This window comes from Vibrio sp. Vb1018, from assembly GCF_033338775.1.
Classification (GTDB): Bacteria; Pseudomonadota; Gammaproteobacteria; order Enterobacterales; family Vibrionaceae; genus Vibrio; species Vibrio alginolyticus.
In genome coordinates this window covers 22,218-47,708 of the sequence record NZ_JAWOTI010000009.1, presented here as the reverse complement: position 1 = coordinate 47,708, position 25,491 = coordinate 22,218, and the positions used below count along the sequence as shown (strand labels likewise).

Below are 25,491 nucleotides of genomic sequence, written 5' to 3'. Positions count from 1 at the left end.
TCCTACTATGGATTATCGACTGTTATTCAGTGTTTAACTTAACGCATCCTGAGTAAAAATTTTCTTATCTTCCCAACGGATCATGGTCAGGCTTCCTCCCCAAACGCAGCCAGTATCTAGCCCGATGACTTCGTTGTTCATATAGCCTTGTAGTGCAGCCCAGTGCCCAAAGAGCACCGCTTTGTTTAAGTGGATACGTTTAGGCACATCAAACCATGGAATAAGTTCGTTACCGGAAACTTGTTGCGGTGGCAATTTACAATCCATATCCAAACGACCATCAGGGAAACAAAAGCGCATCCGCGTAAAAGCATTGATAATATAACGGTATCGGTCCAAACCCTGTAGAGAGTCATCCCAGGAATCAGGTTGATTACTGTACATGTTTTTTAATAGCCAAGGCAGCTCTTCACTTTGGATGATGCGCTCAACTTCACGGGCACACTTTCTCGCTGTTTTTAGATTCCACTGCGGTGATATGCCAGCGTGACACATCACGAACTCGTCATGCTCGGCCATTAGAGGTTGCTGAGCTAGCCATGTCAGTAGTTCCTCTTTGTCAGGGGCCGTGAAAATAGGTGCGGTTCTATCTTTGTCTTTGACCTTTTTTATCCCGTGAGCCACTGCGAGAAGGTGAAGGTCGTGATTACCAAGCACGACGATTGCGTTTGCGCCAAGTGACTTGACAAAGCGTAACGTTTCTAGTGATTTAGGCCCTCTGGCGACCAAATCACCAGCAAGCCAAAGTTGGTCTTTTTTCGCAGAGAAAGATACTTTTTCTAGTAGTCGCTGCAATTCATCAAAACAGCCTTGGATGTCACCAACAATATAGGTAGCCACTGAATCTCCAATTTACTAATTTAAAACATTTGGAACAGCCAAGCGAAATGGTTCGATTTCGGTGATGAACTCTTGCCCTTTCTCATCCAGCATTTTGTAGTGTCCTTGCATAACGCCGACAGGGGTTTCTAACGCGGTTCCGCTACTGTACGTGTATTCATCATTGCTTGGAATAAAGGGCTGCTGGCCTACCACTCCGTCACCTTCAACCGTCATTTGCTTGCCATTCGAGTCTGTGATTAGCCAGCGGCGGCTCACTAACTGTACGGTTTGCTGGCTAAGGTTTTTGATGGTGATGATATAAGCGAAAACGTAGCGTTGTAGCTCTGGGTTGGACTGTTCTTCGATGTATTTGGTGTGAACTTGAATTTTGATGCAAGGTTGAATGACGTCCATGTGCACTCCTCAGAAACGTAATATCCCAATAATAATAAGCCAAACCTACAAGGGTTTGGCTCATTGTTTGAGTTCTTAGTGCTGCGGGTTATCCGCAAGCCAGTTCGCCATTGCTACGAATTGTTCTAGCGTCAGGTTCTCTGGACGCATGCTTGGATTAACACCTAGCTCTTCTAGTACTTCTGTGCTTAACAACGATTTGTAGCAGTTACGAACTGTTTTACGACGTTGGTTAAAGCCTTCACGACAAACGCGATCGAGCAAACGCAGATCTTTCGCCGGGCATGGCAGCTCTTCGTAAGGCACTAAACGAACAACGGCAGAATCCACTTTCGGTGGTGGAACGAATGCCGTTGGCGGCACTTCCAGTACTGGTACCACTTTACAGTAGTACTGAGCCATTACCGTTAAACGGCCGTAAGCTTTGCTGCCAGGGCCGGCGGCTAAGCGGTTTACCACTTCTTTTTGCAGCATAAAGTGCATGTCTTGAATGTCTTTATGGAACTCAAAAAGGTGGAACATCAATGGTGTAGAGATGTTGTATGGCAAGTTACCAAAAATGCGCAGCTTGTTGTTTGGCTTCACTAGTTGAGTGAAGTCAAAACGCATAGCGTCACCCTCATGGATGGTCAACTTATCTGCCAGTTCAGGGTGAGTACGTAGGCGTTCCGCCAGATCGCGGTCTAATTCGATAACTGTGAACTTATCTACTTCACGACCTACTGGCTCAGTGATAGCACCAAGACCAGGACCGATTTCAACCAGGTTTTGACCTGGTTTTGGGTTAATCGCTGATACGATTCCATCAATAATGTATGGATCGTTCAGGAAGTTTTGACCAAAACGTTTACGCGCTTTGTGTCCTAAATGGACATCATTTCTCATTGTTTCTTCTCTACCAAATCTATCGCATGCGTGAGCGCTGTTCGGAAACTCCCTGTATCCGCTTGACCTGTCCCTGCCAGATCTAATGCAGTACCGTGGTCCACCGATGTTCTAATAAAAGGTAGACCAAGAGTAATGTTTACTGAACGACCAAAGCCTTTGTATTTTAATACTGGCAATACTTGATCATGGTACATGCCTAAAACAGCATCAGCATCATTTAAATATTTTTCATTGAAAATGGTATCAGCCGGCAGAGGGCCGATCAGGTTGATACCTTTTTCTTGTCGAATTTTTTCCAGTGTCGGAGTGATGGTTTCGATCTCTTCACGACCTAAGCAGCCATCTTCGCCAGCATGAGGGTTAAGCCCGCAAACGTAGATGTTTGGTTGTGCGATAGCAAACTTTTCTACAAGGTCTTTATGAAGAATATCGATGATTTTTTCTAATCGCTCTTCGGTGACAGCTTTGGACACATAAGCTAAAGGAATATGTGTTGTAACCAGCGCCACGCGCAGTCCTTCCGTTGCTAGCATCATTACGACTAGCGGCGTTTGTGACTTCTCGGCGAAAAATTCAGTATGACCACTGAATGCAACACCTGCGCGATTAATCACCCCCTTATGAACAGGGCCGGTGACAATAGCATCAAATTCATCATTCATACAGCCTAAAGCCGCTCTTTCTAGCGTTTTTAGTACATAGTGGCCATTCGCTTCATTGAGCTCGCCTGCGACCGCAGGTTCCGATATTTGGATATGGTCAACGATAAGCGTGCCCGCTTTTTGTGCTTTAGGTGCTTCTTCTGGATTGTAATCAGACAGTTGGACTTCGATGCCAAGCTGCTTGGCTCGCTCCGTCAGCATATTCTTATCGGCACAGACGACAATTTGGTGCGCCCAATCTTCTTTCGATAGGGCAAGCACTAAGTCTGGGCCGATACCCGCAGGTTCCCCTGCGGTTACGACAATTCTACGAATTGTATTAGTTGTCATTGTTGTCATCCACGATTTCAACAAACGCACTTGCGCGTAGCTCTTGCATCCATGCGCCCGCTTCTTCATTAAATTTACGATTAAATAGAATACGGTAAGCTTTGTTCTTCATCGCTGAGTCAGTGCGGTCAACTTGGCGACGATCCAACACTTCAACGATATGCCAGCCGTGAACGGTTTTGAACGGTTCGCTGATTGAGCCAACTGGCAGAGTTTCTACTTGGTGCTTAAATTCTGGCACGTAAAGATCTGGTGTTTGATAACCTAGTTCACCGTCTTGTGCTGCCGAGCCAGGATCTTGACTGTATTGTGTTGCCAATTGAGCGAACGTTGCTTCACCGGCTTTGATGCGGCGTACAAATTCATTCAGTTGCTTCTTCGCCCCTTCGTCGCTCAGAATCACGGTTGGTTTAATCAAAATATGACGCGCATTTACTTCCGTTACCGCAACCGTTTCTAGGCCTTTTACATCCTCTATTTTTAGGATGTGGAAACCAACGCCACTACGGAAAGGACCAATAATGCTGCCTTTGTTTTGCATCTTGATCTGATCAGCAAAGATGGTTGGCATCTCTTCTTTACGCATCCAGCCCCAGTCACCACCTTGTAAAGCTTTAGGACCTTTTGAGTAGGTGTAGGCCATCTCCGTAAAGTCTGCACCTTCGTTTAGCTTTTTCGCGAGCGCTTTAGCTTCTGCTTCTACAGCTGACTTTTCTTTATCGTCAGAGAAGCGCAGTTGAATGTGTCCAATTTTGTATTGAACAGTCGCATTGGTTTCTTGTGATAGTTGCTCAGCAAGGCTATCGACCTCTGCTGGAAGGATATTAATACGGCGACGAACCAGTGCATTGCGAGCTTCTGATGCGGCGATTTCCTTACGAATTTGTTCGCGGAATTCTGGGTAACTTAAACCTTCACTTTCTACAGAAGCAGCGAGTTGTTCTACCGATTGCTCATTATTACGTGCGATCTCTGCAATCGCTTGGTTTAAACGGTTGTCGTCAATACGCACACCAATACGGTCTGCTTCTTGGCCTTGCAACGTATCAATGATAAGTTTTTCAACGACTTGTTCTTTTAACACGCTGGTAGAAGGTAAGCTCTTTCCACTTTGACGAGCGTTGGCTTGCAGCGTTTTCATCGCTGTTTCGATGTCGCTTTGTAGAACTACACCGTCGTTCACGATGACCGCAACCTTATCGATCTCTACTGGTGCTGCAACCGCTCCGCAAGAGAGTAGGGTCGTGAATAAGATTGATTTCCAAATTTTCATTTAAAATTCCGTCAGTATTTTTGAATAGGCGTCTTATTCATTTAAGACGCCTATTTTGATTAATTGTTCAGATAGAATGGGCGGCCGTACTTAATCGCGTTGTCAGAACCATCCAGTTCTTTGACAGCAGTGTCTTCACGCTGGTTGGTCGCAAAGCCTTGAATACCGAAGTTAACGCTGAAGTTATTTTCGTATTCAGGTGATGCCCCGGTGCTGCCGATAGCTTGGTCTTCCCAACCAAGCAATTGGTTTGAGTAAGTGACGCCAATGTACCAACAGTCAGATTGGTAACGCAGGCTCGCTAACCATTCTAGGTCCGCATTTTCATTGAGGTCGTAGTAGTATTGACCACTCGCAGACCAGTTCGGGTTGAACTCGTAGGCCGCTACAATACCTGCTTGAGAAATACCTTTACGAGTAATTGTGTCTAGGTTTTCGAGAATGATCGTATCTTCGATGTATTCACGCGTAACGTAGCGATAGTTACCCTGAATAAAGCCGCCGTTGAATTGGTATTCCAAGGTACTGTTTGCCAACTGCATGGAGCTCAAATCAATATCGTATTGAATTCCACCGTGATAGAACAAGTAATCGTTGTAGTTGAAATCAGCTTCAATCGCCCATGATGAGTAATTGGTGGTCTCATCCGGAAGATTTGGGCTGTTGCTCAGTTTGGTCTTTTTATCGAAGTAGTAAATCTGACCAAATGAAACGTTAAGACGCTCTTTATAGTCATCATCAAAGAAGCGAGTACTCGCACCGTAGCTTAACTGGTTCGCCGAGGCGATTTTATCAATGCCACTGTACTTACGACTGCGGAATAGCCCGTAGTAGTCGGTTTGTAGCAAGGTGGTATCGTAGTTGTAGATGTTGGTTTGATCTTCTTCAGGTACGTACAAGTACTGCAGCTGAGGCTCCAGTGTTTGGGTGTAGCCCTTGATCCAGCTTGTATCTCGCTCTAAGTAAAGTTGCGCATGCGTACGGAACTCAGGAATAACACGAGAAACTTCATCATCCAACTGGTTTTGCAAGTTTACATCTGTCAAACCCGTTAAGTCTTGAGAGTAATACGTAGAGAGCACACGCGCTTCTGTTGTCCACGTTGCCCATGAGTTTGAGAGTGGTAATGTAAGCCCTGGTTCAATGTGAACACGGGTCGCATTTGGTCGCGCAGCATCGCTGGTATCGAAGCGGCTCACTTGGCTCTTCACGTCAAAGTTAAGGTAGTCTCCCCACAACGGCGTGTAGTAGTTCAAGTCTAACTGAGGAAGCAGGCGATAAGGGCGGTTCTCTTCTTTCAATAAGATTTGGAAGTCACGAACGGTTAACGAGGCATCCCAGAAGTCAGAACGATATTGTACTTGTCCTTCTTGAACCAGTTGACCATCTTCACGGTTACCAATGTCGGAGTCTAGATCGAGGAAGTAATCAATATCACTCACTTTTGAGTAATCGACTTTGACTATCCACTGTTTATTGATGATACCGTCGTGTTTAACTTGGTAGCCCCAACGAGACTCGTCCTGATATTTGCGATCACTATTGAGGTATTCGCCTTTGATTTCCCCATTTCCCCAACCATCTGTTAGGTAGCGGAAATCAGTATCGAGTTTTGTACCACGTTGCTGCATATAGAGCGTGGTGAGTGTCATGTCATATTGAGGCGCGATGTTCCAATAGAATGGCACCTCGACTTCCATACCATCACTAGAACCATACGATAAAGAAGGGAAGAGGAAACCCGTTTTACGCGTATCTCCAATTGGCATGGTTAGATACGGCACATAGAAAACAGGCACATCTAACACTTCAAATCGAGGATGGTGCAGCGTCGCTGTCTCTTCATCTTGGTCAACATCGATGCCTGACGCAACCAATCGCCATGAATTATCGCCTTGAGGGCACGATGTGATAGAGCCGTCTTCGAGTTCATAAACCGACTGACCTGTGCGGGCGATATAGGCTGCAGTGCCTCGGCCTTGTTGGCAAAGGAACTGATAATCGGTGTTCTCAAGTGAAAACGTATCTTGATTAATGTCGTTAGTAACACGATCAGATCGAGCTTTGACTTGGCCGTCATTGAAAGTCACGTTGCCTTCGGCAACCACGACGTTGTCTTGTTGGTGCAGCGTTACGCTATCTGCGGTAATTTTCTTCTGGCCTTGGGTGACTTGTACATTACCTGAGTACTGAGCTTTGTCACCATTGATGGCTTGCAGGGTGTCAGCTTCTACCACTACTGGGGTATTAAGAGCGTCCTCCTCGCCACTTGTATCGACCAAACATTGATCTGTGGCGGGCATTTCCTGCACACTATCATGGATATTCGCTTCAGCTTGAGTGGTGGGTACAAACAAGGCGGTGCTGATAGAGGCCGCTAAAAATGTGCGGGAGAAATGTTGCATTGAATTGAACTTTCCTGTGTCACTACTACTCGATGGCTATAGGGCTTGTTGTACCCTAGCGTAATAGCCAAATGAATCAACTATAGTCGCATTTATCCCAGCGTATTGATTCACTGTGGCATAATGACGACAAAATAGCTGCAAAGATAAGCAGGCGAAATGGCCTAGCCGAAATAAAACTAATTCCATTATCATAAAGGAAATCGTTGCATCCGGCACTATAAGACCGCCGTCGTCGATAAAAATTCATTGATAGAGAACACATAATGCATATTTTTGGCAAAATTCTGGGTGCCTTTTTTGGCTTGTTACTTGGCGGGCCGCTAGGTTTACTCTTTGGCTTATTTATTGGCCATCAATTCGATAAAGCACGTCGCTTGAGTCAAGCCGGGTTCTCTACTGGCGGCTTTGGAAAAGGGCCAAGTCAAGCTCAGCGCCAAGAAGAGTTTTTTAAAGCGGCGTTTGCGGTAATGGGACATGTGGCAAAAGCGAAAGGCCAAGTCACCAAAGAGGAAATCCAACTGGCTTCAGCCATGATGGACCGCATGAATTTGCATGGCGAACAGCGTCGCGCAGCGCAAGACGCGTTTCGTGAAGGTAAAGACAGCGACTTTCCGTTAGAAGATGTTCTTGTTCGTGTGAAAATTTCGACAGCTGGTCGCTTTGACTTGTTGCAATTTTTCTTAGAGCTGCAAATCTCGGCGGCCTTTGCAGATGGCTCGATCCACCCGAGTGAACGAAATGTACTACACAAGATTGCACGTGGTTTGGGTTTCTCTTCTGAGCAATTAGAGCGTCGTTTGCAAATGCAAGAAGCCGCATTTCGTTTCCAAAGCCAGGGCGGTTTTCATGGTCAGCATCAAGGCCAATCTTCTGGTGGTAGCTGGCAACAAGCTTCACAAGCAGATCAACTGGCTGACGCGTACAAAATTCTGGATGTGTCTTCAGATGCCGACAGTAAAACCGTCAAGCGTGCTTATCGTAAATTGATGAACGAGCATCACCCGGACAAATTGATGGCTAAAGGTTTACCACCAGAGATGATGAACGTCGCGAAAGAGAAATCTCAAGAGATTCAAAACGCTTACGATCTTATTAAGAAGGTTAAAGGCTTTAAGTAGTCGGACGTTTTCTATCAAACATTTGGATGTAAAAAAGGGCACTCAGTGCCCTTTTTCATGTCTTAGTCTTTGAGTTGTCGGTGTCTTTAGCTTTTGGCCTATCATGTCCCTAATGCTAATTGACCTCACATCCCCCCAGTTTAGTTGGCTTGATTCAAGTCCCAATCGTATTCGTATTTCACTTTGCCAGAGAAGTTTTTGTATTGCGGAGCATACTTTGCGATGTGGTTGAAGACTTGTTTCTCTCCACCAAAGTCCGCTGCAAACCAATCATAAATAGAAGACAGCTGCGCCGTGTTTCCTTGGATAGATACGCCTTTGCTGCTGTTGATAAATGTTTTGGCGGCACTATCCAGTAGAGCTTGCGTGTTGTCAGCAGTGAATGCTTGAGATTGCAGATTAGGGCATCCTAGGCTGGCACAGTTAACCGCGTAATGCGTTCTTGGGTCATTCCAAATTGGACGCAAAATTCGATGTTCAATATCGTTTAAAGTTAGATCCTTCCCGTTGACCACGACCACATCGTCTCCCCAAGGACCAAAGCTAAATAAACCACCTAGCTTGGTGATTGATTCGACTGGATAGTTATCCAAAATAAGATCTACCGTGATGGCGTTGTAAAGGTTTACCCAATAGGCATATTGCTCTGCTTGGTTGTATTGTAGAGGGTCTAGTTTTGCCAAACGCTGGATGTATTGTTTCAGCTTAGTTTTATCGACAGAGGAGACTTGGCTATAACGAAACAAGGTATTCTCGCCTTGTTCAACTAAATAAGTATCGAGTAGTTGTTGCCATTCTTGATGAGAAATTAGGGTTTGGTTGGCTTGATTCGATTGTTTCCAATATGGCCATAAGTCGGATTTTGGAGCGGAAAATGTCGAGAAAGAAACCAGAGCACACAACAGCAATAACAGACGCTTCATAGAGATACCTTTGAATGAGATATTGTTGATAGTGTAGACCAGTTTAGTGCTTGTTTTCTTTCAGTAATCAGTGGCCTTTATTCGCCGTCATTCTGAGGAGCATAAGCGATATCAGGAATCTAATACCCACAAACTCTTGAGTAAAGACAGTATGAATCTGCACAGTGCGCTCTGGCAGTAGATCCTGAATTACACTCCTTCGTCGCTGTTCAGGATGACGAATTTCAACAGAGGCGTTCGGTATTCTGTAAGCAAAGCGATATGAGAACAGTTACCCAAAACATTAAAAGGGCCGACAATTGCCAGCCCTTGATTTGTGTATTTACTAACGCGTCTTAACGCAAGAAGCTTGGAATATTCGCTTCGTACTCGGCAATCTTATCTTCGTGCTGAAGGGTTAGACCAATGTTGTCCAAACCGTTTAGCAAGCAATGACGACGGAACGAATCGATTTCAAAGCTGTACTCTTTGCCGTTGGCACGAACCACATTCGCTTCTAGGTCGACCTCGACTTCTGCACCTTCATTCGCCTCAACAAAATGGAAGATTTCATCCACTTCTTGTTCAGTCAAACGAACTGGCACCATTTGGTTGTTGATTGAGTTGCCGTAAAAAATATCGGCAAAGCTTGGAGCGATCATCGCTTTGATGCCGTAATCCGCTAGTGCCCACGGTGCGTGCTCACGAGATGAGCCACAGCCGAAGTTCTCACGAGCCAGCAAGATAGAAGCGCCTTGGTAGCGAGGTGCGTTCATCACGAACTCTGGGTTCGGTTGTTCGCCAGCATCGTCTAGGAAGCGCCAGTCATGGAATAGGTGCTTACCGAAGCCTAGGCGAGAGACCTTTTGTAGGAACTGCTTTGGAATGATGGCATCAGTATCAACGTTCGCTGCATCTAGAGGAACAACTAAGCCTGTGTGTTGTTTAAAGCCTGACATTGGTTTGCTCCTTAGTCTAGTTCACGAATATCTACAAAGTGACCAGCAATTGCTGCTGCCGCTGCCATCGCAGGGCTCACTAGGTGGGTACGGCCATCACGACCTTGGCGGCCTTCAAAGTTACGGTTTGAAGTAGACGCACAACGTTCATGTGGACCCAAACGGTCATTGTTCATTGCTAGACACATCGAGCAACCAGGTAGGCGCCACTCAAAGCCCGCTTCTTTAAAGATAACGTCCAAGCCTTCCGCTTCTGCTTGCGCTTTTACTTGCTCAGAGCCAGGAACGATTAGCGCTTGAACGTGAGGCGCGACTTTGCGACCTTTCGCTACTTCAGCGGCTGCGCGCATGTCTTCGATACGTGAGTTAGTACAAGAACCAACGAAGACTTTATCGACGTTGTAGTCAGATAATGACTTGCCTGCCTCTAGGCCCATGTAAGCCAATGCTTTTTCTGCCGATGCCTTTTCTACTGGGTCGGCAAAGCTTTCTGGTGCTGGGATAGGTTGATCTACCGCGATCACTTGGCCTGGGTTAGTACCCCAAGTGACTTGTGGTTTAATGTCTGCTGCGTTTAGCGTCACGACTGCATCAAACTGAGCATCATCGTCCGTTTTTAATGTCTTCCAGTATTCTACTGCTGCATCAAAGTCGGCACCTTGAGGTGAGAATTTACGGCCTTTGATGTATTCGAACGTGGTTTCATCTGGTGCAATCAAACCGGCTTTCGCACCTAGCTCAATTGCCATGTTACATACGGTCATGCGGCCTTCCATTGAAAGGTCTGTGATCGCTTCACCACAGAATTCAACCACGTAGCCTGTACCGCCAGCTGCTGTCGTTTCTCCGATGATTGCTAGCACAATGTCTTTCGCAGTAATGCCCGGAGCCACTTTGCCTTTCACTTCGATCTTCATCGTTTTAGCGCGCGCTTGTTTTAGCGTTTGAGTCGCTAATACGTGCTCAACTTCAGATGTACCAATACCAAAAGCGAGAGAACCGAATGCACCGTGTGTAGCAGTGTGCGAGTCACCACAAACAATGGTCATGCCGGGTAGGGTAATACCAAGCTCTGGACCCATAACGTGCACAATACCTTGGTATTTGTGGTTAATGTCGTAAAGCGTAACCCCAAACTCTTCACAGTTTTTCGATAGCGTTTCCATCTGGATACGAGCCATCTCACCGGATGCGTTGATGTCTTTGGTGGTTGTCGAAACGTTGTGGTCCATGGTGGCAAAAGTTTTGCTGACCTGACGCACTTTACGACCTTTTTCACGCAAGCCGTCAAATGCTTGCGGAGACGTCACTTCGTGTACCAAGTGACGGTCGATGTACAAGATTGGGTTTTCCCCTTCTGCTGCGACGGCAACGTGTGCGTCGTAGACTTTTTCGTATAATGTTTTGCCCATTGTTTGCTTCCTTTCCTCGTCGCCTTTGCCGCAATAACTGCGTTAGCGACACCCATTTATCCAGTTATTTAGCGAACTAAACGCCTTAATATAAATGGGCTTGCTGCCTTGCTATTGCACCAATGACTTAGAGGAAAGCCATTGGTTGACCGAGGATTTAGTATTTATTATGAATCTGTTTTGTATTAAGAGTTTAAGATGTACTCAGCGATCTTATCGCCCATCTCAGACGTCGAAAGTGCAGGGTTGTCACCAGCAAGGTCACCCGTTAGCTCACCCGCTGATAGTGCTTTTGAAACTGCCGTTTCGATGTCTTGTGCCGCCGTTTCTTCACCTAGGCTATAACGCAGCATCAGTGCAGCAGATAGGATTTGTGCCACAGGGTTAGCGATGTTCTTACCTGCGATATCTGGTGCACTGCCGCCTGCTGGCTCGTACAGACCGAATTTGCTTTCGTTTAGACTTGCTGATGGCAACATACCCATAGAGCCTGTGATCATCGCGCATTCATCAGAAATGATGTCGCCGAAGATGTTTGAACACAGCATTACGTCGAACTGAGCAGGGTCTTTGATAAGCTGCATAGTCGCGTTATCAATGTACATGTGTGACAACTCGACATCTGGGTAGTCTTTTGCGATTTCTTCGACTACTTCACGCCATAAGATAGAGCTTTGTAGAACGTTCGCTTTGTCGATAGAGCACACTTTATTGCGACGTAGACGAGCAGACTCAAAAGCGATTTTTGCAATACGTTCGATCTCAAAGCGGTGGTACACCTCAGTATCAAATGCTTTTTCTGTCGCGCCTTCGCCTTCACGGCCTTTTGGTTGACCGAAATAGATACCACCAGTCAGTTCACGGACCACGACGATGTTAAAACCACGGCCTGAGATGTCTGCACGAAGTGGTGAGAAGGCTTCAAGACCTGAGTGAATTTGCGCTGGACGTAAGTTACAGAACAGTTGGAAGTGTTTGCGTAGTGGCAGTAGGGCACCGCGTTCAGGTTGGTCATTTGGTGGTAAGTGCTCCCACTTAGGGCCGCCAACCGAGCCGAATAGGACTGCATCAGACTCTTCACATGCTTTTATTGTGCTCTCTGGAAGTGGGCAACCGTGATTGTCGATCGCGATACCACCTACACCATGCTCGTCACGCTCAAACGCAATACCATGTTTCTTTTCGATTGCATCCAATACTTTATGTGCCTGCGCCATTACTTCCGGGCCAATGCCGTCACCGGGTAGGACGGCAATTTTGTACGATTTGTCTGTCATGTTAATCCTTTAAGTTTTCTAATTTTGAGCTTAATTATTTCAACGAGCGTGTTCTTTCCTGAGCCGTGTAGCCCGGTTGTTATTACACAGTCGCAATCTTTTTCTGCTTCATTTCTTCGATTTTATCTGCACGATGAATGCTGTTAATAACGTGCAATAATGCTTGGCCGGAAGCCTCAACGATGTCGGTGGAAACACCCGTACCGTGGTATTTGCGACCTTTGTAGTTGGCAATGATGTCTGCTTGACCCAAACCATCTTCACCTTCACCTTTCGCGGTTAGGTCGAATTTATCCAGAACGATGTCGTAGCCTGTCACGCGGTAGATACATTGGTATAGCGCATCAACTGGGCCATTACCGACCGCTGCTTCACACATTTCTTCATCACCGCATTGCATTTTGATGCTGGTGGTGGCCATTACGCTGCCAGACTGCACGCTTAGGTAGCTCAATTTGTAGAAGTCATCTTCTTCACGTAAGTTCGAGAAGTGCATTAGGGCTTCTAGGTCGTAATCGAACACTTGGCCTTTGCGATCAGCAAGTTTCAAGAAATCCGCATACAGCGCGTCTAGGTTGTACTCGTCTTCGTTGTAACCCATGGTGTCCATATGGCTCTTCACGGCAGCGCGACCGCTGCGGCTGGTTAGGTTCAGAGCTTGGTTTTTTAGGCCAATAGACTCAGGGGTCATGATTTCGTAGGTATTCTTATTCTTCAACATGCCATCTTGGTGGATGCCTGAAGAGTGGCTAAACGCATTTGCACCCACAATTGCTTTATTGCTTTGAATCGGCATATTGCATAGCTGGCTAACCAACTTACTAGTGCGGTGAATTTCATCATGCTTAATGCCAGTGTGAACGCCCAAAAACTCTTGACGCGTCTTGATGATCATTGCGATCTCTTCAAGTGAACAGTTACCCGCTCGCTCTCCAATGCCATTGATCGTTCCTTCTATCTGACGTGCGCCAGCTTGAACGGCGGCAATAGAGTTGGCAACTGACATCCCCAAATCGTCGTGACAGTGAACGGAGATGATCGCTTTATCAATGTTCGGAACGCGGTTAAATAGAGTTTCAATAATCCCACCAAACTCACTTGGTACGGTGTAGCCAACGGTATCTGGAATGTTGATTGTACTCGCACCTGCATTGATGGCGGCTTCTACCATGCGACATAGGTTGTCGATTGGAGTACGACCAGCATCTTCACAAGAAAACTCGACATCATCAGTGTAGTTACGTGCATGTTTAACGGCGTTGACTGCCATTTCTAGTACATCGTCGTAGCTGCGGCGTAGTTTGTCTTCTACGTGAATGGTGGAAGTGGCTAAAAACGTGTGAATACGGAATTGGTCAGCCACTTTTAATGCTTCAGCGGCAGCATCAATGTCTTTCGCAACGGCACGCGAAAGGGCACAAACTCGACTGTTTTTTATGTTTTTTGCGATGGTTTGTACAGACTCGAAATCACCTGGTGAAGAGATTGGGAAGCCAGCTTCGATAACATCAACGCCGAGTCTTTCCAGCGCATAGGCAATCTGCAGTTTTTCTTTAACCGTCAAGCTTGCTGACAACGCTTGCTCGCCATCACGCAATGTGGTGTCGAATATAATGACCTGATCGTTCATGTTTGCTTCCTTCCTGATTTCTGCACTTTCGCGCAAGTGAATCGTTTACTTCCAGTATTTAGATATAAAAAAACCCGCATTCTCATGCGGGTTCTTAGAAATTGGTGTGGTTATTTTTCTTCCACAGCCTACCCGCGCGAACTGGTCACGATCAGGAGGAGGCTAAGCAGGATAGAAAAATGAGCTGACATAGTTGTTAAGCTTTCCACATAATTAAGTTAACAAATTAGTACCGCACTCCATGAAGCGCGTCAACCCTAAAGTCGATTTTTTATTCATATCGGATGAGTCTTTTCGTTTGCTTGAGAAAAATGAAGCACTAAGTGAAACGGCATGATGCGATAGAAACGTGCTAGAAGAAGTAAGTTCTCATCAAGTTTGCGACGTTTCATTACCAAAACAAGCATCGGGATTGCGACTTGTCACACAAAGGTCCGAATTGTTTGGCAAAAGTTTTGAATGACCATTTATAGTAGTGCAGTTGCACTAGGTAAAAGAAATATAAGGGTTAGGGAAAGAATGAGGTTAACAAAACAATTTGGACGTTCAGCCATAGTACTTACTCTGGTCAGCTTGTCGGGTTGTCAGCTGTTTCAATCGCAGACCTATGTGGAAGTGGCTTCCCCCGTTGTTATGAATGATCACTCACAGAGCGTCATGGTCATCAATGATCAAATGGATCGATTTTTGAGTTATGAAGGACGCGAATCGTTCTTGAATCAGATGCTTGTTGCCCTTGAGTCTGACAGCCGAAATAAGTTTAAAGGTAAAGATCCGGAAACGTATTCTTGGTGGAAGATCCGTGTCCAGCCTAGTGAGAAACAGCAAGCGGAAGTTTTCCGACCAACCACTGAAGGTGTCGATACCTCAAACCCAGTAGAGTTTATGGATGTCTCTTACCGCTCTAAGACCACATTAAACCTACGCTCCAAACCGAGTCTTGAAGGGGCAAAGCTTGGCGTATTATCGAAAGGGGAAGTCTTTAATGTGCTAGCAAAAGTGGTTGATCAACCTTGGTTTCTCGTTGAACAGAAAGGAGTGATAAAAGGTTATGTCCATAAGGATTATGCGCGCAGCAATGTGATAAATCGTGACATTTTATCTACTCAGCCTAACCCTCTACTAGAGCCTAAATCGAGTAAAACGGAGCAAACGAGTATAGAGCATGAACTGTCGGGAAACTATACTTGCCGCTCACTGAGCTATGAGCTTACAAAAGATGGCGACATGACGACGGGCTCTTTGCGCGCCTGCCGCAAGAAGAGAAAAGTCTGGTATATAGACACCCCTCAACCGCAACCAACAAACCCTTCTTAATGCTCTATTTTTATGGTTATGCCCAATAGATAAATTGTTGGGCACACCTTAATTTGGCCTTTGTCATTAATTGTCCAAATTCCCGTCATGCTGTTGTCACCTAAACCTCCTACTTTTCACACAAAGGCGTTGTCAAAGTAAGGAAAGGTCACATGCGAACCATAGAGACAATTACACAGCCAATTGCAACCATTGCTAAGTTTGATTTAGCGCTCTCTAGTGTTTGTCTTAAGCACCGTTTTAATCAACAAGTCGCCAATATCAGCAAAGGAGTCTCCCACAGTGGTGACGGGCACCTTTACTTGGTGTTGGGTTTATTAGCTTGGTATTTAGATAAGGAGCAAGGAGTCTGGTTTTTACTGGCGGGTTTACTTGCTTTTGCTATCGAGCTACCAATTTATTGGACGCTGAAAAATAGTTTTAAGCGTCGTCGCCCTGAAGAGCTTAATGCACTCCTTCCTGCTTTTATTACACCCTCTGATCGCTACAGTCTTCCTTCAGGACACACTGCCGCTGCGTTTGTCATGGCGACGCTGATTGACCATTTCTATCCGAGCCTAGGCGTTGCTGCATTCTTTTGGGCAAGTTTAATCGGAACCGCGCGAATCTTATTGGGTGTGCACTTTTTTACCGATGTCATCATTGGTGCGCTGCTTGGCAGTCTTTGTGGTGGATTAGCGATTGCGATGTTAGGAGGCTAATTGATGAAAATCTTGTACGGTGTTCAAGGGACAGGAAACGGACATATTGCACGCGCAAGGGCGATGAGTCATGCGTTTAAAGAGCACGATGTTGAGGTCGACTTTTTGTTTTCTGGGCGAGCGCCGGAAAAATACTTTTCAATGGAAGCATTTGGCGATTACCAGACTCGCCGAGGCTTCACCTTTATTACCGAAAAAGGCTCTGTAAACTACGCGAAAACAGCATTGAATAACAATTTGGTGCAGTTTTTCAAAGAAGTTAAGCAACTCGATCTGTCGTCCTACGATCTTATCATTAATGATTTCGAACCTGTGACTGCGTGGGCAGCGAGACAACAAAATAAGCCTTCTATTGGTATCAGCCACCAAAATGCTTTCCGTTATCCGGTGCCACTAAAGGGAGCAAGTTGGTTAGATAAATCCGTCATTGAATACTTTGCGCCTTCTCAACACCACCTTGGTTTGCATTGGCATCATTTTGATCAACCTTTGTTACCACCGATAGTGCATACCGTCGATAGCCAAGCAGAAAACGACGACTTCGTGTTGGTGTATCTACCGTTCGAATCGATTGAAGATATCTCGGACTTATTGTTCCACTTTAATCAACAAGCGTTTATCTGTTATCACCCGGATGTGATCGAATGTGAGCAGGTAGAAAACATAGAACTGCGCCCTTTATGCCACAGCAACTTCCAGCATCATTTGCATCGCTGTAGTGGTGTCATTGCTAATGGTGGGTTTGAGCTTCCTTCAGAAGCCTTGTCTTTGGGGAAAAAATTGTTACTAAAGCCACTCGCGGGTCAATTCGAGCAGCAGAGCAATGTTGCGACCTTAGAAGATTTAGGGCTTGCGATGTCGATGGAGAGCTTAGACATTTCCGCAGTACGCCAGTGGCTAAAGGAGCAACAAGCCGAAAGTGTGAAATACCCAGATGTTGCTCAGGCTATTGTTCATTGGGTACTGCAAGGTGCATGGGATTCAAAAGCAGAGTTATCCAGACAGCTGTGGGAGCAGGTTGATTTTCCAAGTTACGTGTCGAACATTTAAGTACGTTGTTCTAAGTACATTGTTCCTTCCATTTTTGACACGATTTTGTTGCAGCCTTTCTATTTGGAAGGCTGCATTTTTATTCTTCCTCTCTCATTTCTATTCAGTGTGTATTTGCTGATAATTTGACTGATAAGTGCAAAATTCAATCAGAGATATAGCTGTCATCTGTTGTTCTTATTTCAACTAATAACTGAGCTAAATGCATGCTTGTGTTGACCGCCTGTCCTATCAATTTGCTAAATACGTCCTCAAAGAATGCATTTTTACGTGTTTTATAGTTTTTTATGTTTTTATCAAATCTTTGTTATTTAACAAATAAATACCTAATTGGCTAAAATTTACTGATTAAATATCAATCTAGTTGCGAAACCGCAATCGATTAGTTGATAGTACAGTTCGAGCCGGAAGTATCCGGACGATAAATATAATAAAAAGTTAGGTTATCTATTCGTAAAATGATTCGAATCCAGCCGCCGTCTTTTGTGCGAGATGGGATTCTATTCGTTATGAATTTAATGAACAAAGTTGACGATTACAAAAGAGGCGCACTCAATGTTAGAGAAGAAAGACGCGATGAGCGCAATTGCTAGCTACCGTATGGAAAGCACTTTGCGTGGTGTAGATTTAAACCTACTGACTGTATTTGATGCTGTAATGCAAGAGCAAAATATTACTCGTGCAGCACATAACCTAGGCATGTCTCAGCCGGCGGTAAGTAACGCCGTGGCACGCTTAAAAGTGATGTTTAACGACGAGCTATTCATGCGCCAAGGCCGTGGTATTCAGCCTACGCAACGAGCACGTCAACTGTTTGGCCCTATTCGCCAAGCACTACAGCTGATTCGCAATGAACTTCCTAGCTCTGTATTCCAACCAGAATCTTCGACTCGCTTATTCAAGCTTGCGATTTGCAGCCCTTGCGACATGCGTTTTGCTCCGAAGATCATGGCAAAAGTGAATCAACAAGCACCAAACGTTCAGCTTCACCTAGATGCAGAATTTGACCGTTTGTTGTCTGAGCGTATGCGCTACCAAGAAATTGATTTCGTGATCGACTACGCTCGTTTTGATGAGCAAGGTTTCTCAAGTACTGAAATCTTCAAAGATGAATTAGTGGTTATCGCATCAAAAACACACCCACGCATTCAAGGTGGTGTGACGGCTGAGCAACTGCTTAACGAAAAGCATGCGAAGTTATCGAAAGTGCATGGCCAACGTAGTTTCTCAGAGCAAGCGTACCGTGAACTGGATTGCCAAGCGGCGTATGAAGGTTCTAGTTTAAGCAACCTACTATACGTGGTGGGTCAATCTGAGCTTGTGACTATTGCACCACGTTGGATGGCGGAAAATGCGGTAAACAGCGATCAACTGCAAATTCTTGATTTCCCATTTGCGAACAAAGAAATCAGCGGATTCTTAAGCTGGCATGAATCAAGTGAAAAAGATAAAGGCCACATTTGGCTACGCGATCAACTGATGATCACTTGTGGTGAAGTCGTTGCCGCAAAATAAGATGACGTTTGGTCTTCTCGATTAGACCATATTGGTAATCATCAATTTTTACAATTCATTGGTCCCCGAGCGATTTTTGTCTCTCGGGGCTTTTTGTTTTCGTAATCAACAATCGAAACAGTAAGTTAAATAGAGTAATCATTCAGCAATTTGAGGTACGTTCGCGACGTATAAGTGATAGTTGTCTCTTATTAGTGATAAGTTTGATACTGGTCAGTTGCGTTTTAGCAAGCCGTGAGTACACTTGTTCGCTCAATTAGCTTACGCCTGTAAGCCAAAAGGTAAGTAAAAGAATGGCCAAGTTAGATTTTCATATCGTTAAACGTATTCGTGAACAAATTGCGAACGGTGGTACACGCGTTGCACTCAAGCATAAAGTGGGTGAGGAGTGGCAAGGTATTACGTGGACGCAATTTGGTCAGCAAGTTGATGCTTTATCACTTGCACTTTTGGCTCAGGGATTAGGAGTCCAAGATAAGATCGGCATTTTCTCGAACAACATGCCGCAATGGACGATCGCTGATATCGCAGCACTGCAATTACGCAGCGTGACAGTACCTATTTACCCAACCAATACTGCCGCCCAGTCGGCGTACATCATTAACAATGCAGACGTCAAAGTTCTGTTTGTTGGTGAACAGCCTCAATTTGATGCAGCAGTGAGCATTTTCGACCAGTGCGAACAGTTAGAGCTCATTGTTGCGATGTCTGATGATATAGAACTTGGCGATCATGATTTCGTTATCTCTTGGCAAGCATTTGTTGCCAAAGGCGACGCTACATATCAAGTTGAATTGGACGCGCGTTTAGATCAGGCAAAAGAAGATGATCTACTCACGCTGATCTACACCTCGGGTACAACAGGCCAGCCAAAAGGCGTTATGTTGGACTACGCAAACATTGCGGCGCAATTGGAAGGGCACGATCAGCGCTTGAGCCTTTCTCAAAGTGACGTGTCATTATGTTTCCTTCCGTTGTCACACGTATTTGAGCGCGCTTGGACCTTTTATGTATTGTACAAAGGGGCGACCAACTGCTATTTGCAAGACACCATGCAAGTACGTGATGCACTGAGCCAGGTGAGACCTACCGTGATGTGTGCCGTACCGCGTTTCTATGAGAAGATCTTCTCTGCGATTCACGAGAAAGTGTCTCGCGCGCCGATTCATCGTAAGATCATGTTTACTTGGGCAGTCAACATGGGCGCAAAAATGGCCGCTTGTCATCAAGAAAAACGTCAGCCATCGCTCTTGCTGCGTAAGTCATACGCTTTGGCGGATAAGTTGGTTCTGAGCAAACTGCGTGCGCTACTTGGCGGGCAAATCAACTTTATGCCTTGTGGTGGTGCAAAGCTGGATGAAACCATCGGTCGATTCTTCCATGCGATTGGTATCAACGTTAAGTTGGGCTACGGCATGACTGAAACCACGGCGACAGTATCGTGTTGGGATGATAAATGTTTTAACCCCGACTCTATTGGTATGTCGATGCCTGGCGCACAGGTTAAGATCGGCGAAAACAACGAGATTCTGGTTCGTGGTCCAATGGTGATGCGTGGCTATTACAAAATGCCAGAAGAGACGGAAAAGACCTTTGATGAGCACGGTTTCCTAAAAACGGGCGACGCTGGTTACATTGATGAAAATGGCAACTTGTTCATCACCGACCGTATCAAAGAGTTGATGAAAACTTCAGGTGGTAAATACATCGCTCCACAAATGATTGAAGGTGCGATTGGTAAAGACCACTTTATCGAGCAAATCGCAGTCATTGCGGATACTCGTAAGTTTGTTTCTGCGCTTATCGTGCCTTGTTATGACTCGCTAGAAGAGTACGCGAAAGAGCTGAATATCAAATATCACGATCGCGTTGAGTTGATTAAGCACCACCAGGTGGTCGAAATGCTTGAGAAGCGTGTGAACGATCTTCAAAAAGAGTTGGCAAAGTTTGAACAAGTGAAGAAGTTTAAACTGTTACCAAGAGCTTTCTCTATGGATGATGGTGAGTTAACGCCAACTCAAAAACTTCGTCGTAAAGTCATCAATGACAAATACCAAGATGAAATTGAAGAAATGTATAAGGAAAAGTCGGATAAAAAGTAACTTAAGCTGACTTAGATTTTATATTGATGAAAAAATCCCCAGTGATGTGATCGCGCATTGCTGGGGATTTTTGTTTGTATTGATTTTTTCTGCTTTGCTCGTCAAATAACGCTATTTCGCACCCAATAGCTAAAAGCTTATGAAATAATGTTCTTTTTTTGAGCGTTGAATTTTTAGTTTGTACTGTGAAATAGGAGATGTGTGGCTGCTATTCCTACTAACATTCTAATTACTAGTATCTTGTTTAAAAAGTAGACCAATCTCTCATTAGACCCTTTGATAATAAAACGTTACATTTGTTGGGTAACCTTGCGGGATGTTATGACGAACGCAAGACATAGCCGAAAACGTGGAAGTATTTCGATTAGGCTACGAATAAGACCTAGACTATGTAAAACCAGACCAATCCGTTGACCTTACGGTGAGGAAACTGGCTAAGGAGAACAATTATGACAGCAATGTTGTCAGGCGCAGAGATGGTGGTTCAATCTCTGATAGAAGAGCACGTAGAGCAGATCTTTGGCTACCCAGGTGGCTCTGTTTTGGATATCTACGATGCACTGCATGCTAAAACCGATCAAATCAAACACGTACTTGTAAGGCATGAGCAAGCCGCCACTCATATGGCAGATGGTTACGCTCGAGCTACCGGTAAACCGGGTGTCGTACTTGTGTGCTCGGGGCCGGGCGCGACCAATACCATTACGGGTATTGCAACAGCGTATATGGACTCTATCCCAATGATCGTTATCTCGGGTAACGTACCGAATAGCCTAATTGGTAATGATGCTTTCCAAGAGTGTGACATCGTCGGTGTCTCCCGCCCAGTGGTCAAACACAGCTTTTTAGTAAAAAAAGCGGAAGATATTCCTGAAACAATCAAAAAAGCGTTTTATATCGCGACTACAGGTCGACCTGGTCCAGTTGTGATTGATTTGCCAAAAGATGTAATGAACCCGCAAATCAAACTGCCTTATCAATATCCAGAAACGCTTTCTATGCGCTCTTACAAGCCGACAACTTCGGGCCATAAAGGCCAGATTAAAAAAGCGCTTAAATCGCTATTAGAAGCGAAAAAACCAGTGCTTTATATCGGTGGTGGTGCGGTGATTTCTGGCGCCCATGAACATATTTTAGAGCTTTCCGACAAACTGAACCTACCAGTAGTGAGTACTTTGATGGGCTTGGGGGCATTCCCGGGTACACATAAAAACTCACTGGGCATGTTGGGTATGCACGGCACTTACGAAGCTAATATGGCAATGCATGAAGCGGATCTTATTTTTGGTATCGGTGTGCGTTTTGATGACCGTACAACCAACAACCTTGAAAAGTACTGCCCAAACGCAAAAGTGATGCATATTGATATCGATCCGTCATCGATCTCGAAAAACGTGAAAGTGGATTTGCCGATCGTAGGTTCTGCGGAAAAAGTGCTGACAACCATGCTCGGGCTGCTTGCAGAGCAAGGTAGTGGAAATGATCAAGATGCTATCACCGCATGGTGGGATGACATTCAAGTATGGCGTGACCGCAACTGCTTGTCTTATGAAACGTCTCCAGAACGAATCAAGCCACAGCAAGTAATTGAAACGCTGCACAAGCTAACTAATGGCGACGCATATGTGGCGTCTGATGTGGGCCAGCATCAGATGTTTGCGGCGCTGTACTACCCATTCAATAAGCCGCGCCGTTGGATAAACTCTGGTGGTCTTGGCACCATGGGATTTGGTCTTCCGGCTGGCATGGGCGTGAAGTTTGCCATGCCACAAGAAGAGGTCGTGGTTGTGACTGGTGACGGCAGTATTCAGATGAATATTCAAGAATTGTCGACAGCCATGCAATACGACATTCCAGTGAAGATCATCAACCTGAACAACCGATTCTTAGGCATGGTAAAACAGTGGCAAGACATTATTTATCAAGGACGTCACTCTAATTCTTACATGAGTTCTGTTCCTGACTTTGCAGCGATTGCAGAAGCTTATGGTCACGTCGGTATTCGTATCGAAACGCCTGATCAGCTCGAAGAAGGGCTACAAAAAGCGTTGGATATGAAAGATCGTCTGGTGTTTGTGGACATCAACGTAGACGAAACCGAACACGTATACCCGATGCAAATCAAAGGTGAGGGTATGGATAAAATGTGGCTAAGCAAAACGGAGAGAACTTAATATGAGACACATTATTTCATTGCTATTGGAAAACCAACCGGGTGCGTTGTCTCGTGTTGTTGGTTTGTTCTCTCAACGTGGTTACAACATTGAATCTTTGACGGTATCACCGACTGATGATGAAACCCTGTCGCGAATGAACATTACCACGACATCTGATGAGATGCAGTTGGAACAAATTCAGAAGCAGTTACACAAATTGATCGATGTGCTGAAAGTGCAAGAAGTCACCGAGTATGAGCACATTGAGCGTGAACTGATGATGGTGAAAGTGAAAGCCAGTGGTTTTGCGCGAGCAGAAGTGAAGCGGACGGCAGACATCTTTCGTGGCCAGATCGTGGATGTCACGGCTTCCCAATACACCGTACAACTTGCGGGTACGAGTGAAAAGCTAGATGCCTTCATTCAAGCGATATCCGAAGTGACCGAAGTTGTCGAAGTTGCTCGTAGTGGTGTCGTTGGCATTGCGCGAGGAGAGCGAGCTCTCAAACCTTAACTCTCTGATTGCATATAGAAAAGCCACTTAATCTAAGTGGCTTTTTTGTTTAGAAAATAACAATTAATGATATAATTGTCGTTTTAGTAAGCATGATAGGCATTAGACGTGTGAAAGTACCTAAGCGAGTCGGCACCTTATTGGCGACAGCACTATTTTTTAGTGCACTCACTGCCGCTTACTACTATCAGAAATATCTGACGTTGTTAGAAAACAATGTTGAGAACACCGCTCAAGAAGCGTTACATCAATTGGCCTATACTGGCCGTGAATACAGCAATATTCAGGATCAAATCGAAACGATCAGTGACCTACTTGGTCACAGCCAAAGTCTGTATGAATATCTGCGCCAACCTAACCGGGTGAACCGTTCCATCTTAGAAGACATGTGGATCTCGGTCGCAATCAATCAAAAGTTGTATAAGCAAATTCGCTTTCTTGATGTTTCTGGTCGAGAAAAAGTTAGGATTAATTATGAGATTGAAACAGGCGCTGCGTTGCCCGCGATCAAATTGCAAAATAAGTCAGAGCGAGATTACTTTCAATTCGCTAAGAACTTAGACGATGGCGAAATCGCTTCGTGGGGGATAGGTTTAGAACGAGAGTATGGCGAGTTAGTCTATCCCTATAGCCCGTCACTGCGTATTTTGATGCCTATTTCGCTTAACGGAAAGCGCGAAGGGTATCTTGTGCTTAATGTTGATATTGACTATTTATCCTCTCGACTCAACTATTCGTCAGTGCTTGATTTCCATATTGAGCTGATTAAGAGTGACGGATTTTACATTGATAGCCCTAAATCAGCTCGTTTGTATGGCCATATAATTCCCGCTCGCTCTCAATTTAATTTTGGCCGGATGTACCCAAACATTTGGCGTAGTTTAAATTCAAAAGATTCGGGCTATGCTTACAATGGTTCGAATTTGGTCGCGTATCGCACCATCCAGTTTGTTTCTAGCGAACCTCTTCATCTGGTTATTGATCTTACCAATGAGCAGTTATTATCCCGAGCTCAGAGGGATATTGATGACTTAATCCAAGAAGCGTTTTTTGTTTTAAGTTTGGTGCTCGGCTTCACTTTGCCGACGGCAGCCCTTGCTCTGCATTATCGGCGTCATAGTATGGAATCGAAGTTGGCTCGAGCTGCTCTTGATGGTATGACTGCGGTGATGATCTCGGATGCTTCACATAGAATCATCATGGTTAATCAAGAGTTTGAAAACATGATGGGTTACTCAACCAAGCATGCCCAAGGTTGGAGTGCACATCATTTAATTCTCTTACCTGAAGATCTCGAAGCAAACCTGAGTATCTGGAAAACACTGAAGAGTGAACACGTATGGGAAGGGGAGATTCGTTGTCGAACTAAGTTTAATCAAGTCTTTACTGCAATAATGCGTATTCAGGCGAATTTAACCAAGTCAGGTAAAGTGAGTTATTACATTACGTCGCTGGTGGATATCTCTGGGCAAAAAGAGTTAGAAGAAAAATTACGAAACCTAAGCGAAAAAGATGGCTTGACGGGGTTGTGGAACCGCCGAAAATTTGAAGAGCAATTGGCGCAATATGCGGGGATTATTGAACGCTATCCTGATAGCCCTCCTGCTTGTTTGGCGTTGTTTGATATTGACCACTTTAAACGTATTAATGACGAGCTTGGCCACGACGAAGGAGACAAGGTGATTTGTAGTGTCGCAGAAACCCTCCTAGAAGAAGTCCGCAGCACAGACTTTGTATCTCGTGTCGGTGGTGAGGAATTTGCAGTGATTATGCCGCATACAACACTAGAAGAGGCTGAAATTGTATTGAACAGGCTACGTGTCGCGGTTCAAATGCGTAGTGATAGAGGCATTACTGTCAGTGCTGGGTATAGTGATTTAACCTCTGATCGTACAAGAACGTATAAATGTGCTGATATTGCTTTGTATGAGTCAAAAAGTGCAGGGCGTAACTGCGTATCGCTATGTCATAGTTATGATGATATTGCTTAGTGCTTTTACAAAAACGAAAAAACGGGGATAGACCCCCGCTTTTTAGTCTC

The 25,491-nt window shown here is 45.0% G+C and carries 20 protein-coding genes; 9 read left to right on the top strand and 11 right to left on the bottom strand.

Features of this window, described 5'->3' with window-relative positions; all coding sequences use genetic code 11:
• Positions 1-33: 33 nt before the first annotated feature.
• From apaH to lptD, 6 genes are all read right to left on the bottom strand, one after another.
• A complete protein-coding gene (gene apaH / locus R7Z10_RS11430) occupies positions 34-840 on the bottom strand; it encodes a bis(5'-nucleosyl)-tetraphosphatase (symmetrical) ApaH (RefSeq protein ID WP_213877113.1) in 807 nt (268 codons plus the stop codon).
• A gap of 15 nt (positions 841-855) precedes the next feature.
• Positions 856-1,236, bottom strand: coding sequence for a Co2+/Mg2+ efflux protein ApaG (gene apaG / locus R7Z10_RS11425; protein WP_005379668.1), 381 nt, complete (start codon positions 1,234-1,236; stop codon positions 856-858).
• Positions 1,237-1,311: 75 nt separating this feature from the next.
• The gene (gene rsmA, locus R7Z10_RS11420) at positions 1,312-2,121 is read right to left on the bottom strand and encodes a 16S rRNA (adenine(1518)-N(6)/adenine(1519)-N(6))-dimethyltransferase RsmA (protein WP_005379669.1); all 810 of its coding nucleotides are present in this window, start codon (positions 2,119-2,121) and stop codon (positions 1,312-1,314) included.
• Positions 2,118-3,116: a 4-hydroxythreonine-4-phosphate dehydrogenase PdxA gene (pdxA, locus tag R7Z10_RS11415; RefSeq protein ID WP_005383085.1), complete on the bottom strand. Its 999-nt coding sequence runs from the start codon at positions 3,114-3,116 to the stop codon at positions 2,118-2,120. Before pdxA ends, rsmA begins: the two co-directional genes overlap by 4 nt.
• On the bottom strand, positions 3,106-4,389 hold the full coding sequence (gene surA, locus R7Z10_RS11410; protein ID WP_005379672.1) for a peptidylprolyl isomerase SurA: 1,284 nt from the start codon (positions 4,387-4,389) through the stop codon (positions 3,106-3,108). The genes pdxA and surA overlap by 11 nt, the downstream gene beginning before the upstream one ends.
• A 59-nt stretch (positions 4,390-4,448) precedes the next feature.
• The gene (lptD, locus tag R7Z10_RS11405; RefSeq protein ID WP_005379673.1) at positions 4,449-6,794 is read right to left on the bottom strand and encodes an LPS assembly protein LptD; all 2,346 of its coding nucleotides are present in this window, start codon (positions 6,792-6,794) and stop codon (positions 4,449-4,451) included.
• Between the two features lie 266 nt (positions 6,795-7,060).
• Here lptD and djlA point away from each other — a divergent pair, with 266 nt between their 5' ends.
• On the top strand, positions 7,061-7,915 hold the full coding sequence (djlA, locus tag R7Z10_RS11400) for a co-chaperone DjlA (protein ID WP_005383076.1): 855 nt from the start codon (positions 7,061-7,063) through the stop codon (positions 7,913-7,915).
• Positions 7,916-8,055: 140 nt separating this feature from the next.
• Here the strand turns inward: djlA and R7Z10_RS11395 are convergent, their stop codons facing one another.
• From R7Z10_RS11395 to leuA, 5 genes are all read right to left on the bottom strand, one after another.
• Positions 8,056-8,838, bottom strand: a complete 783-nt coding sequence (locus R7Z10_RS11395) for a DUF547 domain-containing protein (protein ID WP_213971577.1) — start codon at positions 8,836-8,838, stop codon at positions 8,056-8,058.
• A gap of 335 nt (positions 8,839-9,173) precedes the next feature.
• On the bottom strand, positions 9,174-9,776 hold the full coding sequence (leuD, locus tag R7Z10_RS11390; protein WP_042522424.1) for a 3-isopropylmalate dehydratase small subunit: 603 nt from the start codon (positions 9,774-9,776) through the stop codon (positions 9,174-9,176).
• 11 nt (positions 9,777-9,787) lie between these two features.
• A complete protein-coding gene (gene leuC, locus R7Z10_RS11385; RefSeq protein ID WP_005379681.1) occupies positions 9,788-11,188 on the bottom strand; it encodes a 3-isopropylmalate dehydratase large subunit in 1,401 nt (466 codons plus the stop codon).
• A gap of 185 nt (positions 11,189-11,373) precedes the next feature.
• Positions 11,374-12,465 carry a 3-isopropylmalate dehydrogenase gene (gene leuB, locus R7Z10_RS11380; protein ID WP_213971578.1) on the bottom strand — a complete coding sequence of 364 codons (1,092 nt, stop codon included), beginning with the start codon at positions 12,463-12,465 and terminating at the stop codon, positions 11,374-11,376.
• 82 nt (positions 12,466-12,547) lie between these two features.
• Complete coding sequence (leuA, locus tag R7Z10_RS11375; RefSeq protein WP_005379685.1) at positions 12,548-14,095, bottom strand: 2-isopropylmalate synthase; 1,548 nt, start codon at positions 14,093-14,095, stop codon at positions 12,548-12,550.
• Positions 14,096-14,614: 519 nt separating this feature from the next.
• Between leuA and R7Z10_RS11370 the strand changes: the two genes are divergently transcribed.
• The 8 genes from R7Z10_RS11370 to R7Z10_RS11335 all read left to right on the top strand — a co-directional run bounded on the left by R7Z10_RS11370 (position 14,615) and on the right by R7Z10_RS11335 (position 25,441).
• Positions 14,615-15,412: an SH3 domain-containing protein gene (locus tag R7Z10_RS11370; RefSeq protein WP_213971579.1), complete on the top strand. Its 798-nt coding sequence runs from the start codon at positions 14,615-14,617 to the stop codon at positions 15,410-15,412.
• Positions 15,413-15,564: 152 nt separating this feature from the next.
• Positions 15,565-16,113: a phosphatase PAP2 family protein gene (locus R7Z10_RS11365; RefSeq protein WP_033906038.1), complete on the top strand. Its 549-nt coding sequence runs from the start codon at positions 15,565-15,567 to the stop codon at positions 16,111-16,113.
• Positions 16,114-16,116: 3 nt separating this feature from the next.
• Positions 16,117-17,163 carry an MJ1255/VC2487 family glycosyltransferase gene (locus R7Z10_RS11360; protein WP_005379691.1) on the top strand — a complete coding sequence of 349 codons (1,047 nt, stop codon included), beginning with the start codon at positions 16,117-16,119 and terminating at the stop codon, positions 17,161-17,163.
• Positions 17,164-17,718: 555 nt separating this feature from the next.
• On the top strand, positions 17,719-18,678 hold the full coding sequence (calR, locus tag R7Z10_RS11355; RefSeq protein ID WP_005379693.1) for a LysR family transcriptional regulator CalR: 960 nt from the start codon (positions 17,719-17,721) through the stop codon (positions 18,676-18,678).
• Between the two features lie 293 nt (positions 18,679-18,971).
• A complete protein-coding gene (locus R7Z10_RS11350) occupies positions 18,972-20,780 on the top strand; it encodes a long-chain fatty acid--CoA ligase (protein ID WP_005379694.1) in 1,809 nt (602 codons plus the stop codon).
• 449 nt (positions 20,781-21,229) lie between these two features.
• Entirely contained in the window at positions 21,230-22,954 is a 1,725-nt protein-coding gene (locus R7Z10_RS11345; protein ID WP_005379695.1) for an acetolactate synthase 3 large subunit, read from the top strand.
• A 1-nt stretch (position 22,955) separates the two neighbouring features.
• Positions 22,956-23,450: an acetolactate synthase small subunit gene (gene ilvN, locus R7Z10_RS11340; RefSeq protein ID WP_005379697.1), complete on the top strand. Its 495-nt coding sequence runs from the start codon at positions 22,956-22,958 to the stop codon at positions 23,448-23,450.
• 110 nt (positions 23,451-23,560) lie between these two features.
• The gene (locus tag R7Z10_RS11335; protein ID WP_005379698.1) at positions 23,561-25,441 is read left to right on the top strand and encodes a GGDEF domain-containing protein; all 1,881 of its coding nucleotides are present in this window, start codon (positions 23,561-23,563) and stop codon (positions 25,439-25,441) included.
• Positions 25,442-25,491: the final 50 nt, after the last annotated feature.

Coding starts and splice junctions, on each gene's coding strand:
- R7Z10_RS11395 (WP_213971577.1), bottom strand. CDS start 8,838: ATGAAGCGTCTGTTATTGCTGTTGTGTGCTCTGGTTTCTTTCTCGACA.
- rsmA (WP_005379669.1), bottom strand. CDS start 2,121: ATGAGAAATGATGTCCATTTAGGACACAAAGCGCGTAAACGTTTTGGT.
- leuB (WP_213971578.1), bottom strand. CDS start 12,465: ATGACAGACAAATCGTACAAAATTGCCGTCCTACCCGGTGACGGCATT.
- R7Z10_RS11345 (WP_005379695.1), top strand. CDS start 21,230: ATGACAGCAATGTTGTCAGGCGCAGAGATGGTGGTTCAATCTCTGATA.
- ilvN (WP_005379697.1), top strand. CDS start 22,956: ATGAGACACATTATTTCATTGCTATTGGAAAACCAACCGGGTGCGTTG.
- R7Z10_RS11360 (WP_005379691.1), top strand. CDS start 16,117: ATGAAAATCTTGTACGGTGTTCAAGGGACAGGAAACGGACATATTGCA.
- lptD (WP_005379673.1), bottom strand. CDS start 6,794: ATGCAACATTTCTCCCGCACATTTTTAGCGGCCTCTATCAGCACCGCC.
- apaG (WP_005379668.1), bottom strand. CDS start 1,236: ATGGACGTCATTCAACCTTGCATCAAAATTCAAGTTCACACCAAATAC.
- R7Z10_RS11350 (WP_005379694.1), top strand. CDS start 18,972: ATGGCCAAGTTAGATTTTCATATCGTTAAACGTATTCGTGAACAAATT.
- calR (WP_005379693.1), top strand. CDS start 17,719: ATGTTAGAGAAGAAAGACGCGATGAGCGCAATTGCTAGCTACCGTATG.
- R7Z10_RS11370 (WP_213971579.1), top strand. CDS start 14,615: ATGAGGTTAACAAAACAATTTGGACGTTCAGCCATAGTACTTACTCTG.
- djlA (WP_005383076.1), top strand. CDS start 7,061: ATGCATATTTTTGGCAAAATTCTGGGTGCCTTTTTTGGCTTGTTACTT.
- leuA (WP_005379685.1), bottom strand. CDS start 14,095: ATGAACGATCAGGTCATTATATTCGACACCACATTGCGTGATGGCGAG.
- leuD (WP_042522424.1), bottom strand. CDS start 9,776: ATGTCAGGCTTTAAACAACACACAGGCTTAGTTGTTCCTCTAGATGCA.
- leuC (WP_005379681.1), bottom strand. CDS start 11,188: ATGGGCAAAACATTATACGAAAAAGTCTACGACGCACACGTTGCCGTC.
- surA (WP_005379672.1), bottom strand. CDS start 4,389: ATGAAAATTTGGAAATCAATCTTATTCACGACCCTACTCTCTTGCGGA.
- R7Z10_RS11365 (WP_033906038.1), top strand. CDS start 15,565: ATGCGAACCATAGAGACAATTACACAGCCAATTGCAACCATTGCTAAG.
- pdxA (WP_005383085.1), bottom strand. CDS start 3,116: ATGACAACTAATACAATTCGTAGAATTGTCGTAACCGCAGGGGAACCT.